The organism is Achromobacter seleniivolatilans (assembly GCF_030864005.1).
Lineage (GTDB): Bacteria > Pseudomonadota > Gammaproteobacteria > Burkholderiales > Burkholderiaceae_B > Achromobacter > Achromobacter seleniivolatilans.
This window is the reverse complement of sequence record NZ_CP132976.1, coordinates 745,660-760,631: the sequence shown is the minus strand read 5'-3', so window position 1 is coordinate 760,631 and position 14,972 is coordinate 745,660. Positions and strand designations below refer to the sequence as shown.

Below are 14,972 nucleotides of genomic sequence, written 5' to 3'. Positions count from 1 at the left end.
GGAATACCGGCAATGCGAGTTTCGTTCGAAGGGTGAAGCGCGGCAGACCTGGTTTTTCTCCGGGCCTGCCGCGCTGCATCCACCCTACTTGTTCACCAGCTTCGCTGGTTGCGCAAGCGCCACCAGCGCGCCAATCACCAGGCACCCAGACAGCATATACAAGCCGGTATTGGTCGTGCCCGTCATGTCCTTCAGCCAGCCCACCAGATACGGGCTGACAAAGCCTGCCAGGTTACCCACCGAGTTGATCAGCGCAATCCCCGCTGCGGCAGCCGTACCGCCCAGCAAGGCCGTCGGCAGGCTCCAGAACAGCGGCAGCACCGTGCAAATCCCGATGTTCGCCACGGTCAGGGCCAGAATCGCCAGCACCGTATTACCGCTCCAGACTGCTGAAAAGAACAGTCCCACCGCGCCAAACAACGCCGGCAAGGCCACGTGCCAGCGGCGCTCGCGGAGACGATCTGAGTTGCGCGAAATCAGGATCATCCCAATCACGGCAAACAGATTGGGAATCGCCGTCAGCAGACCGATCATCATGGGGCTTTGCACGCCCGTGCTCTTGATCAGGGTCGGCATCCAGAAACCCACGCCGTACAGACCCATCACGAACGAAAAGTAGATCAAAGCCATCGCCCACACACGCGGACGCGTCAGCGCAGCGCGAATCGGCGGATCTTCCTTTTGCTGCTCTTCGGCCGCGATATTGCGGATCAACACGGCTTTTTCATTGGGCGTAAGCCACTTGGCCTTGTTGATGCGGTCGTCCAGATAGATCAGCACCAGCACGCCGATGACAACCGACGGAATCCCTTCAAGCAAGAACAGCCACTGCCAGCCTGACAAGCCATGGTCGCCATGAAACGTGCTCATGATCCAGCCCGAGATCGGGCCTCCAATCAGCCCGGACATGGGCACGGCAGTCATGAAGAACGTCGTGATGCGGCCGCGCCGGGCCGCCGGATACCAGTAAGTCAGGTACAGGATGATGCCGGGGAAGAAACCCGCTTCAGCCGCACCAAGCAGAAAGCGCAGCGCATAAAACATGTGCACGCTGGTCACGAACATCATGCAGGCGGAAATAATCCCCCACGTGATCATGATCCGCGCAATCCAGACCCTCGCCCCCACTTTGTGCAGGATGATGTTGCTGGGGATCTCGAAAATGAAGTAGCCAATAAAGAAAATGCCCGCGCCCAGCCCGTATACCGTTTCACTGAACTGAAGCTCCTGCAACATTTGCAGTTTGGCAAAGCCCACGTTCACGCGGTCCAGGTAGGCCACGACGTAGCACACCACCAATAGCGGCACCAGCCGCCATCCCACCTTGCGGTAGATGCGGTCCTCTTCACTCGCCGGGATCGCCGGCGTGACCCCGGGGGTCATCGTGTTGTCCATCTGTGTCTCCTGTCCTCTGGCGGGATAGTCCGGCGGATTGCCGGCGTGTTGCGGTCCATGGTCCCTCAACGGGGACACAACGGCCGCGACGACTAGCCTAGAGCCCGCGAGATGACAAAAAACTGAACAACCTTGCCCTCTACACGCAAACCCCTAGAAACAGATCCGTCCCCTGTCTTGCAACACCCGCCCGCGTAGTTCGTCCATCCACGGTAAAATGCTAGGTTTCGCACAAAAGTCATCAGGACAGGATCATCATGGAAGCCGAACGTCAGAACCAGCTCGCAGCCCGCCTCGCCGACTACGCGGAGCGCGAACAGGCTCTACGGAGGTATCTTTGACTACGATGCCAAAGCTGAACGCCTGCACGTTGTAAACGCCGAGCTCGAAGACCCGGCGGTCTGGAACGACCCCAAGCACGCTCAAGACCTGGGCCGTGAAAAGAAAGCGCTGGAAACCGTGGTGGAAACACTCACGGGCCTGGGCACGGGCCTGGCGGATGCCAACGAATTGTTTGAAATGGCCAAGGCCGACGACGACGACTCCACGCTGGAATCCATCGAACTCGACGCCAATGGCTACCAGGAAAAGCTCGAAGACCTGGAATTCCGCCGCATGTTCTCCAATCCGGCCGACCCGCTGAACTGCTTTATGGATATCCAGGCAGGCGCAGGCGGCACGGAAGCGCAGGACTGGGCGTCGATGCTGTTGCGCCAGTACCTGAAGTACGCCGAGCGCAAGGGATTCAAGGCTGAAATCCTGGAAGAGTCCGAAGGCGAAGTCGCCGGGCTGAAGTCCGCCACGATCAAGATCGAAGGCGAATACGCCTTTGGCTATCTGCGCACCGAAACCGGCGTGCACCGCCTGGTCCGCAAAAGCCCGTTCGATTCATCCGGCGGCCGCCACACGTCGTTCGCCAGCGTGTTCGTCTACCCCGAAGTCGATGATTCTTTTGAAGTCGATGTGAACCCCGCCGACCTGCGCGTGGACACCTACCGTGCCTCTGGCGCGGGCGGTCAGCACATCAACAAGACCGACTCGGCCGTGCGCCTGACCCACATGCCCACCGGCATCGTGGTGCAGTGCCAGAACGACCGCTCGCAACACCGTAACCGTGCCGAAGCCATGCAAATGCTGAAATCCAAGCTCTACGAGCTGGAAATGCGCAACCGCATGGCCGAACAGCAAAAACTGGAAGACTCCAAGACCGATGTGGGTTGGGGCCACCAGATCCGTTCGTACGTGCTGGACCAAAGCCGTATCAAGGACTTGCGCACGAACGTTGAAATCTCCAACACGCAGAAAGTGCTGGACGGCGACCTGGACCCCTTTATCCAGGCCAGCCTAAAGCAAGGCGTTTAAGTCTCGCGATACTTCCGCTCACCGCACCCAGAGGTCCACGAATGTCCGATACCATCGCAATTCTCACCGGCGCATCGCGCGGCATTGGCGCCGCCATGGCGCGCGGCCTGGCCAAACCGGGCACCCGCCTGATTACGCTGGCGCGCCGCGAAGACCCCGAACTGGCTGCCTACGCACGCTCGCAAGACGTGCAGTTGGAACAGCTGTCCGTGGACCTCTCGGACTTGAAAGCCGCCGAAGCCGCAGCCGAACGCATTTGCGCGGCCCTGCCGCGCGATGCCAAGCGCTATCTGCTGATCAATAACGCGGGCACCGTGCATCCCATCGCGGGCACTGACGCACTGATCGACGGCGCGGCCATCACCGCCGCCTTCAATCTGAACGTCACCGCCGTCATGCTGCTGACGGCACGCTTTTTGGCCGCGGTTGAAGACCTGAAAGCCGACCGCCGCGTGCTGAACATTTCGTCTGGCGCGGGCCGCAACCCGAACGCCGGCTGGGGCGTGTACTGCGCCACCAAGGCCGCGCTCGACATGTACTCGCGCGTGGTCAAGCAAGAACAAGGCACGGACGGCGCGCGCATCGTCGCGCTGGCGCCCGGCATTGTCGACACCGACATGCAGGTCGCCATCCGTTCCAGCGACCCGGAAAGCTTCCCGGCGCTTGCCAAATTCCAGGACTTCCACGCCACGGGCAAATTGACTTCGCCCGCCAACGTGGCCTCCCGCATCCTCGCCTACCTGGACCGCGAAGATTTCGGCACCACCGAAATCGACGACATCCGCAATTACGACTGATCCCCGACCATGACCGACCACTCGACCACTCCGGCCCCCGCCCAGGATGAAAACCGCTTGATCGCCGAACGGCGCGCCAAGCTGGCCAAACTGCGCGAAACCGGTGTCGCGTACCCCAACGATTTCGTGCCTGACGCACGCGCTGCGGCCCTGCATGACCAATACGACAGCCAAGAGCAAGAAGCCCTGGCCGCCGCCCCCGTCACCGTCAAGGTCGCCGGCCGCATGATGCTCAAGCGCGTCATGGGCAAAGCCAGCTTCGCCACCCTGCAAGACAGCACCGGCCGCATCCAGATCTACCTGGATCGCGGCACGCTGGGCGAAGACAACTACGCCGCGTTCAAGCAATGGGATATTGGCGACATCATCGCCATCGAAGGGTCGGTCTTCAAGACCAACAAGGGCGAACTGTCGGTGCACGCCGCCACCGCCCGCCTGCTGTCCAAGTCCTTGCGCCCGCTGCCGGACAAGTTCCATGGCGTGGCCGACCAAGAACTGCGCTACCGCCAGCGCTACGTCGACCTGATCATGACGGACGCCACGCGCCGCACGTTCGAGGCGCGCAGCAAGGCCGTGGGCAGCATCCGCCAATTCATGCTGAACGCCGGCTTCCTCGAAGTGGAAACCCCGATGCTGCACCCGATTCCGGGTGGCGCGGCGGCCAAGCCCTTCGTCACGCACCACAATGCGCTGGACATGGAAATGTACCTGCGCATTGCGCCGGAACTCTACCTCAAGCGCCTGATCGTGGGCGGCTTCGAACGCGTGTTTGAAGTCAACCGCAACTTCCGCAACGAAGGCGTCAGCCCGCGTCACAATCCCGAATTCACGATGATGGAATTCTATGCAGCCTTCGCGGACTACCGCTGGCTCATGGACTTCACGGAAGAACTGATCCGCCAGGCCGCCATCTCGGCCACCGGCAGCGCCGTCCTGACCTACGGCGAACGCGAACTGGACCTGTCCAAGCCGTTTGACCGCCTGACCATCTGCGAAGCCATCCTCAAGTACGCGCCGGGCTACACCCAGGCGCAGCTGGACGATATCTCTTTCGTGCGCGCCGAATTGAAGAAGCTGGGCGCACACGCAGACGGCCCCGTGCTGTCGCGCGCCGGCCTGGGCGCGCTGCAACTGGCGCTGTTCGAAGAGACGGCTGAAGCCAAGCTCTGGAACCCGACCTACATCATCGACTACCCGGTCGAAGTGTCGCCGCTGGCCCGCGCCTCCGACACCCGCGAAGGCATCACCGAACGCTTCGAGCTGTTCATGACGGGCCGCGAGATCGCCAACGGCTTCTCGGAGCTGAACGATCCCGAAGACCAGGCCGAACGCTTCCGCTCGCAAGTCGAAGCCAAGGATGCAGGCGACGAAGAAGCCATGTTCTATGACGCGGACTACATCCGCGCGCTGGAATATGGCATGCCTCCGACGGGCGGCTGCGGCATCGGCATCGACCGCCTGGTCATGCTGCTGACCGACAGCCCCAGCATCCGTGACGTCATCCTCTTCCCGCACCTGCGCCGTGAAGACTAAGCGGCAACTGGCGTCATGATCTTCAAGATCCTGATGCTGGGCCTGATCGTGGCGGGGGTGATCTACTGGATCAAGCAACCCCGCCGCGTTCAAGCGGCCGCGCCGTACCAACCCCTGCCCGCACGCCGGCCGATATTCATCGCGCTATGCATCGCCACGGCGCTGGCCGCGGCCGGCTCTGTGCTTTCTGCCCTGCTGTGGATGGGCGGCGTCGCCGGCGGCGTGACCGGCGGCGGATACCGTGGCGAAGCGGATTTTCTGCTGCCTGTGTCGGGTTCTTTGCTGGCGCTGGCGATTGCCTGCGCGGTCGGCGCGTTTCTGAAGCGCCGGGGTTGAATCAAAGCGGTTCCAGCGGCCACGCGCCGGCGCCCTCCGGCAGAGCAGGCAACTGCGCTAATAACATCGCATCTATAAACGCGGCCGGCGCCAAACGCCCCCCGGGCTTATACCACTGCACCGTCAGGTTCATCGCGCCCAACACACAGCGCTTGATGACGCGCGCATCGCCCTTGATCAAGCCAGCGCTCACCGCGCCCGACACCACCGACTGCCACATCGCCTCGTAGCGATCACTCAGTTCCTTCACCGTTGACTGACTGCCCGGCGACAAGCTGCGCCATTCATACACCAGCGCATTCATCGCATCGCCGCCAGCGCCTTGCAACATGCTCCACATATGAACGCGAAACAGCGCCGCCAGACGATCGGCAGGCGCCTTGTAATGCGCCAGCGCGCGCTCGCCGTCATCAAGCACTTCCTGAATGCCATTGTTCATTACCGCCACCAGGATCTCTTCCTTGCTGCGGAAATGGTGGAACAGACTACCGGATTGCAGTCCGACGGCGCGGGCCAGTTCACGTACCGTTGTGCGTTCATAGCCGTGCTTGCAGAACAGCCGGCCAGCCGTCAGCACCAGCTCACGACGGCGTTCAGAATCCGCGCCGTCGTCCCGTGCCGCAGCAGTCCCAAGCTTGCCCATGGGGCCTCACAGCCTCTCAATAATCGTCGCAGTCGCCATACCGTGCCCTATACACATCAGTTGCATACCCAACCGCCCTTCCGTGGCCTCCAACCCCGCCAGCATCTTGGCCATCAACCCTGCACCCGTGGCCCCCAGCGGGTGCCCATGCGCGATCGCGCCTCCCCATGGATTCACACGGGCAAGGTCTGCGCCCGTGGCGCGTTGCCACGCCAGCACGACGCTGGCAAACGCTTCGTTGATCTCAATCCAGTCCAGGTCGCGCAATTGCAGACCCGCACGCGCCAGCGCGCGTTCCGTGGCCGGAATTACGCCCGTCAGCTGCATCACCGGGTCCGACCCCACCACTACCCGCGCCAGGAAGCGCGCGCGTGGTCGCAAGCCATCAGCCAGCGCAGTATCCCGATCGGCCAGCAGCACCGCTGCCGCGCCATCCGCCAGCTGACTGGCATTGGCAGCGGTTACGCCGCCTTGGCCCACCGGCCGCAACGCGGGCGCCATCGCCGCCATGCGCGCAGCGTCGGTCTGTTCCCGTATGCCTTCATCCCGATGCACGGCGGTTTGCGGCCCCATCAGCAACTCCGCATGCAGCCCGGCTCGAGCCGCGCTCCAAGCACGCGCATGGCTTTCGCGTGCCCACGCGTCCATTTCCGCCTGCGACAACGCCCAGTGTTCCGCGATCCGCTCCGCGCTCTCAATTTGATGGATCAAGGGGTAGCGCTCCAGTAGCGCAGGGTTCAATGATTCAAATCCCTGAAACGCGCTTTGGCCCAAGGTCACGTCCAGGAACATAGGCACCCGGCTCATGCTTTCGACACCTCCCGCCACCACATAACGCATGTCGCCCGCGGCAATAGCCTGGGCGCCGAAGTGCACCGCCTGCTGACTGGAACCGCACATACGATTCAGCGCCACGCCGGGCACGCTGTCGGGCAGGCTCGACAACATGACGGCAAGACGCCCAACATTGGCGCCCTGCTCGCCCGCCTGGCTGACGCAGCCAGCGATCAGGTCTTCGACTTTCTCGCCCGGCAATCCTGCCCGCGCCAACAATCCATCCACGGTTTGAGCCAGCAGCGTGTCCGGCCGGGTCTCCGCCCACAAGCCGCCACGGCGGCCGAACGGCGTGCGTACTGCTTCCACGATGACGGCTTGATTCATACCGTGGTCTCCTCTGCATAAAGCGATTCAATTTCCACGGCATAGGTGCGATAGATGCTGGCGCGCCTGACCTTCATCGTTGCCGTGACCTCGCCGTCGTCATGATCCAGCTCTTTCGTCAGCAGGTGGAACCGCTTGATCTGCGATACCGGCGCCAGCCCCGCATTGGCGCGCGAGACTTCCTGCTGGACCAGCGCGCGCACCTGTGGACACTCCACCAATGACCGGAAATGCGTGAAGGCGATGCGCTGCGATTCGGCCCACTTGCCCACCGTGTCGAACTCCAGTTGAATCAGCGCCGACACGTACTTTCTTCCGTCGGCGATCACGATGCATTCCTTTACGTACGGACTACCCTTGACCGCGTTCTCGATCTCCGACGGCGTCAGATTCTTGCCGCCCGCCGTGATCATGATGTCTTTCAAGCGATCAACAATACGCACCCGGCCGTCCACCTCGGCCACCACGTCGCCAGTATGGAGCCAGCCGTCACGCACGGTGTCAGCGGTCGCATCCGGGTTCTTGTAGTAGCCCTGAAATACCATTTCGCCTCGCACCAGCAGCTCGCCCGCGTCGCCCATCCTCCACTCCACGCCCAGAATGGGCTCCCCCACCGTGCCCACTTTCACCCGGTCGGGATGCTGCCCAAAAATCATGCCGGCAGATTCGGTCAGACCATAAACCTCCACCAGTGGCACGCCCAGGTTTCGAAAGTAGCGCACCACGTCTGGCGGAATTGGCGCAGCGCCGGTCATCGCCACGCGCACTCGCCGTAGCCCGATGAAGTTCTGCAAAGCGCGCAGCACCAGCCAATACCACAACGTATGAGTCAGCCGTTCACGCAAGGAATACTGCGCGCGCGATTTCTCCAGGAACGGCGCGCACTGCGCAAGCGCATGGCGGTACAGCCACTGCTGCAAGCGGCCAGCCTCTTGCATCTTGATCGAGATCGACGCATGCAGCTTTTCCCATATGCGCGGCACGCCCAGGAAGATCGTCGGCGCCACTTCGCGCAGGTCTTCCTGCACCGTCCGTATGGACTCGCCAAAGTTCACCTGCGTACCCAAGTAAAGAGGCACAAAGGTGGACAACATTTGTTCCGCCACATGGCACAACGGCAGATAAGACAGATGCACGCTGTGCCCGTCCATCCCCAGCCTGTCCGCGATGCCCGGGGCCACGCCGCGCATATTGCGGTAGGACAGCATCGCGCCTTTGGGCTTGCCGGTGGAGCCGGACGTGTAGATCATGAGGCCGGTGTCATCCAGGCGTTGTCCGTCCAGCAACGTATTCAACGCCGCCAGTTCGCCTGCTTCGCGCGCGGCTCCGTCCGCTTCCACTTCATGAAACGTCACAATACGTTCGCGTTCGGCAGGCCCATACGAACGCAAGCCCTTCGTCTCCATCATGACGATGCGGCGAAGCAGCGGCAGACGGTCTGCCACTTGCAACACTTTGTCGGTTTGCTCCTGGTCTTCGCACACCACCAGTTCGACGTCCGCGTGCGCCAGCACATAACCCATTTCTTCAGCCGGACTGGTGGCATACACCCCGACCGCCACAGCGTTGACCGTACCCGCGCCCAACTGCGTCAGCAGCCATTCCACGCGGTTCTCGGACACGATGGCGACTCGCCCTCCGGGGTTTAAGCCCAGTGCCCGAAGGCCCAGTCCCACGCGGCAGGCGCGCTGCCAGTAGTCCGCCCAGGACAGCGGCTTCCAGATTCCAAAGTCTTTCTGCCGGATCGCAATTGCCGCGGGCTGACGCCGCGCCTGCTCGCGCAGCATCTGGGGCAATGTCAACGCAGGCCAGACAGCCTCATCAATCGCCGGGATCATGTTGTGCGCGCTCATGACAGCCAGCGCTTGCGGCGCTTGTAGTGCTTGATGTCGCGAAAGCCCCGTGCCTCGCCGGTGCCGCCCACGCCCAGATAGAACTCGCGCACATCCGGGTCGGCGGCCAACTTGTCAGCAGTGCCGTCGATCACCACCTTGCCCGTCTCCATGATGTAGCCATAGTGCGCCACAGCCAGCGCCACCGACGCATTCTGTTCCACCAGCAGCATCGATACACCTTGCTCGGCGTTGATGCGCGCAATGATGGAAAAAATGCTTTCAACCAGCATCGGCGACAACCCCAGGGAAGGCTCGTCCAGCAGCATCAGCTGGGGCTGCGCGATCAATGCGCGGCCTATCGCCAGCATCTGTTGTTCGCCCCCAGACAGGTAACCCGCCAGACCGCGCCGGCGCTCGAACAGGCGCGGAAAATAGCCGTACACCAGATCAAAGTCCACGCGAGCGCCCTTGCGCCCGGTCAATGCATAGGTAGCCGCAACCAGGTTCTCTTCTACGGTCAGGTCTTCAAACACCCGGCGCCCCTCCATCACATGCGCCAGCCCCGCCCGCACCAGATTCTGCGGTTTGGCGCCCGCCGTGTCGCCCCCATTGAAGCTGATCCGCCCGCGCACCAGCGCTCCATCCTCCAGGTCAAGCAAACCGGAAACCGCTTTCAACGTCGTGGATTTACCGGCCCCATTACTGCCCAGCAGCGCCACGATGCTGCCGGCCGGCACCGACAGGGACAAGCCGCGCAACACCTGCACCGCCTTGTTGTAGACGACCTCGATATTGTTGATGTCGAGCACTGCGGCCGTCGCCGCGGCAGCCGTCAATGCTTGCGCGTCCTGTCCCGGGTTCACAGGCGCCTCACTTCAACACGATCCAATCGGATGCCGGCACCATCTGCTTGAGCTTCACATCGGCTCGATAGATCCGGCCGACCGGAATCGAGTTGCCCTTGATCGAGATTGGCACGCCGATCAGGCCGCCCGTATCAAAATCCTTGATGCCATCAAGTGCGGCTTTCATGTTGGCGGCGGTCAAGTCCTTGCCTGCGTCCAGCGTGCGCTTGGCTACCTCGGAAAACAACATGGCGGCCAGAAAACCCTGCATATAACCCGTGCTCTGGTATTGCGGACGCATCTCGCGAATCTTCTTCAACATCGGCGAGTCGCCCTCCGTGTCGTAGTAGTAGCGGTAAGGCATCACGCCCATAAAACCCTCGGCGTCCTCGCCCATCTGCATCACGGTCGAGTTGTCCATCGTCCAGAACGTGCCCATGTAGCGCGTCTTCAGCCCCATGCGCTTGCCCTGCCCGACGAACTCGGGAATGGGCGCCAGTACGTAACCGTGGAAGATCGTGAAATCAGGGTCGGCGCGGCGCAGCTTGATGACCTCGGTCGATACGTCCACGCTACCCGGCGCTGTCATGATTTCCGTTGCGACTTTCAGCCCCAACTTCTCGGCCAAGGCACGCGAACCGGCAATCGGATCACGGCCAAATTCCGTGTCCGAATAGACGAATGCCACTTTGGCTCCGGGCTTTTCCTTGGCGATGTAGCGCAGCAAAATGCCGAACATCTCGGTGTAGTCCGGCCCCAGCATGAACTGCGCCGGATACTTGGCGGGGTCATTCAACTCGGTCGCAAACGACGCGCCGGTCATCAGGATGTCGCCCGTCCGGTTCAGCTCGGCGTTGATCGTCTTGGAAAATCCGGTCGAATCGCCGTAGTAGAAGTTCACCTTGTTCTGGCTAGTGATCTTCTTGAACGCCGCTACCGACGCATCCACCTTGTATGCCGTGTCTTCGGGCACGTAACGCAGCTTGCGCCCCTTTATGCCGCCCTGATCGTTGATGATCTTCACGTAATCCGTAATGCCTGCGTGGATACCCTGGCCGGCAAAAGCAAACACGCCGCTTAACGGAATCGACCCGCCCAACACCAGGTCATCCGCCGCCTGCGCAATGGGCGCTGCCGACAATGCCGCCGCCAGGCCCAATGGGGCCAGCAACCTCGATAAACCGCTGCCTAACCGGATGCGCTTCATGGTGTGTCTCCTTGGGTCTGATGAGTCATACAGTCGGCCATGTCAGCGACTATGTGCGAAACGGCCACAAGTGGAAGAAACGGCGTACCCGCCGCCAGATTTCCGCGAGCCCATGCGGCTCGAAGATCAAAAAGCCCACAATCAGCAGGCCGAAAACAATGGTGCGCACCGGCGACACCAGCCTCAACGCATCGCCGCCGACCGGCAGCCAGCCCACGATCAGCTTGAGTAGCTCCGGCACCATCGTCATGAATATCGCGCCCAAAATGGAGCCCAGTATTGACCCCATGCCCCCGACAATGATGGCCGCCAGGAAAAAAATCGACATGATCAGCGGAAAGCTCTCGGGCGTGACAACGCGGAAAAAGTACGCCCACAAGCCACCCGCCACCCCGGCATAAAACGAAGACAGTCCAAATGACAGCAGCTTGTAGCGCAGCAGGCGTATGCCTAGCACTTCAGCAGAAATGTCCCGATCGCGGATCGCAATAAACGCACGCCCGATGCGGGTGCGGAACAAATTCGCCGCGCCCAGCACCATCAGCACCGTCACAGGAACAATCAGCCAATAGATCTTGAAAGACGTATCCAGGTCCACACCCAGCAGCCTCGCGGGTGGCACCTGCAACCCCGTGGTGCCGCCCGTGAACTGCCAGTTCGCAAAAATGAAATGGGCAATGAACGACGCCGCAATCGTAGCGATCGCCAGGTACAGGCCCTTCACCCGCAAAGAAGGTATGCCCACCAGCAAGCCGCCCACCATCGCCACCACACCGCCGCCCAGCAAATTGATCAGCACCGGCGTCCCCAGACGCAGCTCCATCACCGCCACCGTGTAGGCGCCCAAGCCCATGAACGCCGCCTGGCCCAGACTGACCAGGCCGGTATAGCCGGTCAGGATATTCAGCCCGGTTGCACTCGCGACGTTGATAGCGACCAGACAAGCCAGATACAGCCAATAGGCGTCAGCCACAAACGGAAACAGCGCGAGCGAAGCCGCCAGCAACGCCAGCCACACATGTTGCGTGCGGGTGTCGAACAGTGATTCATCAGCCAGGTAGGTCTGCTTGGCAGTGGCGATACGCATGGATCAGAGCCTCTCGATTTCGCGGGTGCCAAACAAGCCATACGGCCTGACCATCAGCACCACCACCAGCACAACAAACGTGGCCAGCAACTTGTACTCACCGCCCAGATAGGCGCCCGCCCAAGCTTCCAGCAGGCCAATGAAGATGCCGCCCACCAGAGCGCCTGCCACGCTGTCCAAGCCTCCCACGATCACCACTACCAGCACCGACAGACCGAACACGCCCATCGACGACGAAATGCCGCCGATGGCGCCCACTATCACGCCCGACACTGCCGCCAGCGCGCCCGCCGCCACCCATGCCAAAGAAAATACACGCGGCACATTGATGCCCATCGCGTAGGCCGCTCCCTGATCCGACGCCGTGGCCCGCAAGGCCACACCGCCGCGCCAGTAGCGAAACACCACCAACACCAGCAAAGCCAGTACCACTGCAACCCAGAACCCGTAGAACACCTTGGGCGCAACAAAGGCCTCGCCCACCATCACCGGCGCACGCGGCATGAATTCAGGCAAACGCCGCTGGTCGGCCGTCCAGATCAGCTCCACCACGCCCACCAGAATCGACGCCAGTCCGACCGTCACCATGAATACCGAGATCGGCGCCTCGCCCAGCATGGGCCGTATGGTCAACCGCTCAACCAGCGCGCCCAGCGCGCCAGACACCACGACTGCGCCCACAATAGCCAGCCAGATCGGCCACTCCATGCCGGTGGCAAACGCATAGAACACATACGCGCCCAGCATCAGGAATTCGCCGATTGCGATGTTTACGACACGCGTCGCCTTGTAGACGATCACAAACGCCAGCGCCGCCAGCGCATAAAGGCCGCCACTGCCCAATCCCGCCAGCGATACCTCCAGCAAAAACAACCAATCCATCAGGCTGCCTCCCGCAAGCGGCGGCGCAAATCACCGACATCCCCTGCACCCAGATATGCTTTGATGACTTCGGGATTCGCCTGGACTTCCCTCGGTGTGCCATCGGCAATCACCTGGCCAAAATTCAACACCACAACATGGTCGGACAGGTCCATCACCATGCCCATGTCATGCTCCACCATCAGCACCGTCACGCCCCACTCAGCACGCGCATCCAGAATGAATCGAGCCATGTCGTCCGTTTCTTCGCGGTTCATGCCGGCCACCGGTTCGTCCAGCATCAGCACCTTGGGGTTCATCGCTAGCGCGCGCGCGAGTTCCACGCGTTTTTGCAAGCCATAGGAAAGCGCCGACACAGGCGCGTGCCGGATGTGGTCGATCTCCAGAAAATCAATGATGCGTTCTTCGATGTCTGCCCGGAGCGCCATCTCTTCGCGGCGCGCCCGGCCCAGATAGAACAAGGCATCCAGCACGTTGGTGCGCAAATGGGCATGGCGGCCCAGCTTGATGTTGTCCAGCACCGTCATGCCGCGAAACAGCGCAATGTTCTGGAAGCTGCGCGCCAGTCCAAGCCTTGCGCGTTCCGGCGCGGCCACGCGCGTGATGTCGCGGCCTTCAAATCGGATCTGCCCCGATGCTGGCTTGTAAAAGCCCGAGATCGTGTTGAACAACGAGGTCTTGCCGGCGCCGTTCGGGCCGATGATCGTGGTGATGGAGCCCGGCGCCACGCGAAAGCCCACGCCTGTCAGCGCTTTGACTCCGCCGAACGCCAACGTCACCCCATCCACCTCCAGCAAGGGAGGCTTATCGGACTGATCCACCATTTGTCTCCTCGCTTTTTTATCGCGAAGTTTTATTCGCCGCCTGTGGCGGACATTATTTACGACGGTGAATCAGGCGAACCCGCTAGGCAGGAGATGCAACGAACCTGTCTTTACCTACGCCAGACCAGCGCCGGAAAATCGTTCTATGCGTTACGCTAAGAGCGCTTAAAAAAAACCAAGCAAGCGCTCGGTTCAGACCATAGCATCGCGGTTTTTGGATCGACAGTTGGTACTTACCCGATAACGGAGACAAGCTATGACCCAAGAACTTCCGGTCTTTCAGACCTTGCTGATGGAAGCCGCTGATGCGGTGGCAACGCTGACTTTGAACCGCGCCGACACGCTCAATGCGATTGATGTAGCCATGGCTCAGGATCTACAACGGGCGGCGCAATGGCTGGAAACACGCAACGATATCCGTGTCGTGCTACTGCGTGCTGCGGGCAAGGCATTTTGCGCGGGCGGCGACATCAGCATGTTCGCTGGCGAATCGGCGCAGGTACGCAACACGCTCCTTGATCTCTTCACGCCACTGAACGATTTCATCTCCCGCATCGCCCGCATGAACAAAGTGTGGCTCGCCCAAGTTCACGGCGTCGCTGCCGGTGCGGGGCTGTCGCTGGTGTTGGCCTGCGACCTCGCGATTGCCGATAGCGGCGCCCGCTTCATGACGGCCTACCTCAAGCTCGGCGCCACGCCAGACGCGGGCATGACGCACGGGCTGATGCGCGCGCTGGGTCCCAAGCGGGCACTCGATCTGCTGCTGCGCCACGATCCCTTCACCGCCAGCGAGGCATTGGCTTGGGGCATCATCACGCGCATCGCGCCTGCGGGCGGCCTCAGTGATGCGGCGCTAGCTTACGCGCAAGATATCGCCAGCCACGCGCCGCATGGCATTGCCGGCGCGAAAGACCTGCTGCGCTCGGCCGCCCACGCCTCCCTCGAAACGCAGTTGGCCGAAGAAACCGCTCGCTTCCTGCACTCCGCATCGCGCAATGATTTCGCCGAAGGGGTACAAGCATTTCGCGAAAAGCGGCCGCCGCAATTCAAGGGCCAGTAAATCCG

General features: G+C 61.7%; 14 protein-coding genes. 5 read left to right on the top strand and 9 right to left on the bottom strand.

Annotated elements, in window-relative coordinates; translation table 11 throughout:
• Positions 1–84: 84 nt before the first annotated feature.
• Positions 85–1,395, bottom strand: a complete 1,311-nt coding sequence (locus RAS12_RS03460) for an MFS transporter (RefSeq protein WP_306945145.1) — start codon at positions 1,393–1,395, stop codon at positions 85–87.
• Between the two features lie 257 nt (positions 1,396–1,652).
• Between RAS12_RS03460 and prfB the strand changes: the two genes are divergently transcribed.
• The 4 genes from prfB (at position 1,653) to RAS12_RS03440 (ending at position 5,423) form a co-directional block, all read left to right on the top strand.
• Positions 1,653–2,757 (top strand): peptide chain release factor 2 gene (prfB, locus tag RAS12_RS03455; protein WP_306945142.1). Its coding sequence is split into 2 segments (ribosomal slippage): positions 1,653–1,733 and positions 1,735–2,757, totalling 1,104 coding nucleotides; the frame shifts between segments, so codons are not numbered across the junction.
• Positions 2,758–2,798: 41 nt separating this feature from the next.
• Positions 2,799–3,554 carry an SDR family oxidoreductase gene (locus RAS12_RS03450; protein WP_306945140.1) on the top strand — a complete coding sequence of 252 codons (756 nt, stop codon included), beginning with the start codon at positions 2,799–2,801 and terminating at the stop codon, positions 3,552–3,554.
• Positions 3,555–3,563: 9 nt separating this feature from the next.
• Entirely contained in the window at positions 3,564–5,087 is a 1,524-nt protein-coding gene (gene lysS / locus RAS12_RS03445) for a lysine--tRNA ligase (RefSeq protein ID WP_306945138.1), read from the top strand.
• 15 nt (positions 5,088–5,102) lie between these two features.
• Positions 5,103–5,423 (top strand): preprotein translocase subunit TatB, encoded by a 321-nt coding sequence (locus RAS12_RS03440; RefSeq protein WP_306945136.1) that lies wholly within the window; start codon positions 5,103–5,105, stop codon positions 5,421–5,423.
• Between the two features lies 1 nt (position 5,424).
• Here RAS12_RS03440 and RAS12_RS03435 read toward each other — a convergent pair whose 3' ends face one another.
• The 8 genes from RAS12_RS03435 to RAS12_RS03400 all read right to left on the bottom strand — a co-directional run bounded on the left by RAS12_RS03435 (position 5,425) and on the right by RAS12_RS03400 (position 13,907).
• Entirely contained in the window at positions 5,425–6,066 is a 642-nt protein-coding gene (locus tag RAS12_RS03435) for a TetR/AcrR family transcriptional regulator (protein WP_306945134.1), read from the bottom strand.
• Positions 6,067–6,072: 6 nt separating this feature from the next.
• Entirely contained in the window at positions 6,073–7,227 is a 1,155-nt protein-coding gene (locus tag RAS12_RS03430; protein WP_306945131.1) for a thiolase family protein, read from the bottom strand.
• A complete protein-coding gene (locus RAS12_RS03425; RefSeq protein WP_306945128.1) occupies positions 7,224–9,080 on the bottom strand; it encodes an AMP-dependent synthetase/ligase in 1,857 nt (618 codons plus the stop codon). Before RAS12_RS03425 ends, RAS12_RS03430 begins: the two co-directional genes overlap by 4 nt.
• Positions 9,077–9,871 (bottom strand): ABC transporter ATP-binding protein, encoded by a 795-nt coding sequence (locus RAS12_RS03420; RefSeq protein WP_306951290.1) that lies wholly within the window; start codon positions 9,869–9,871, stop codon positions 9,077–9,079. Before RAS12_RS03420 ends, RAS12_RS03425 begins: the two co-directional genes overlap by 4 nt.
• Positions 9,872–9,932: 61 nt before the next feature.
• Positions 9,933–11,114 (bottom strand): ABC transporter substrate-binding protein, encoded by a 1,182-nt coding sequence (locus RAS12_RS03415; protein WP_306945127.1) that lies wholly within the window; start codon positions 11,112–11,114, stop codon positions 9,933–9,935.
• 49 nt (positions 11,115–11,163) lie between these two features.
• Complete coding sequence (locus RAS12_RS03410; protein ID WP_306945125.1) at positions 11,164–12,201, bottom strand: branched-chain amino acid ABC transporter permease; 1,038 nt, start codon at positions 12,199–12,201, stop codon at positions 11,164–11,166.
• A gap of 3 nt (positions 12,202–12,204) precedes the next feature.
• Positions 12,205–13,083 (bottom strand): branched-chain amino acid ABC transporter permease, encoded by an 879-nt coding sequence (locus RAS12_RS03405; protein WP_306945123.1) that lies wholly within the window; start codon positions 13,081–13,083, stop codon positions 12,205–12,207.
• Entirely contained in the window at positions 13,083–13,907 is an 825-nt protein-coding gene (locus RAS12_RS03400; RefSeq protein ID WP_306945120.1) for an ABC transporter ATP-binding protein, read from the bottom strand. Before RAS12_RS03400 ends, RAS12_RS03405 begins: the two co-directional genes overlap by 1 nt.
• A gap of 256 nt (positions 13,908–14,163) precedes the next feature.
• On the opposite strand from RAS12_RS03400, the gene RAS12_RS03395 reads away from it, so the two are divergent.
• Positions 14,164–14,967 (top strand): enoyl-CoA hydratase/isomerase family protein, encoded by an 804-nt coding sequence (locus RAS12_RS03395; protein WP_306945118.1) that lies wholly within the window; start codon positions 14,164–14,166, stop codon positions 14,965–14,967.
• The last annotated feature ends 5 nt before the right edge of the window (positions 14,968–14,972 follow it).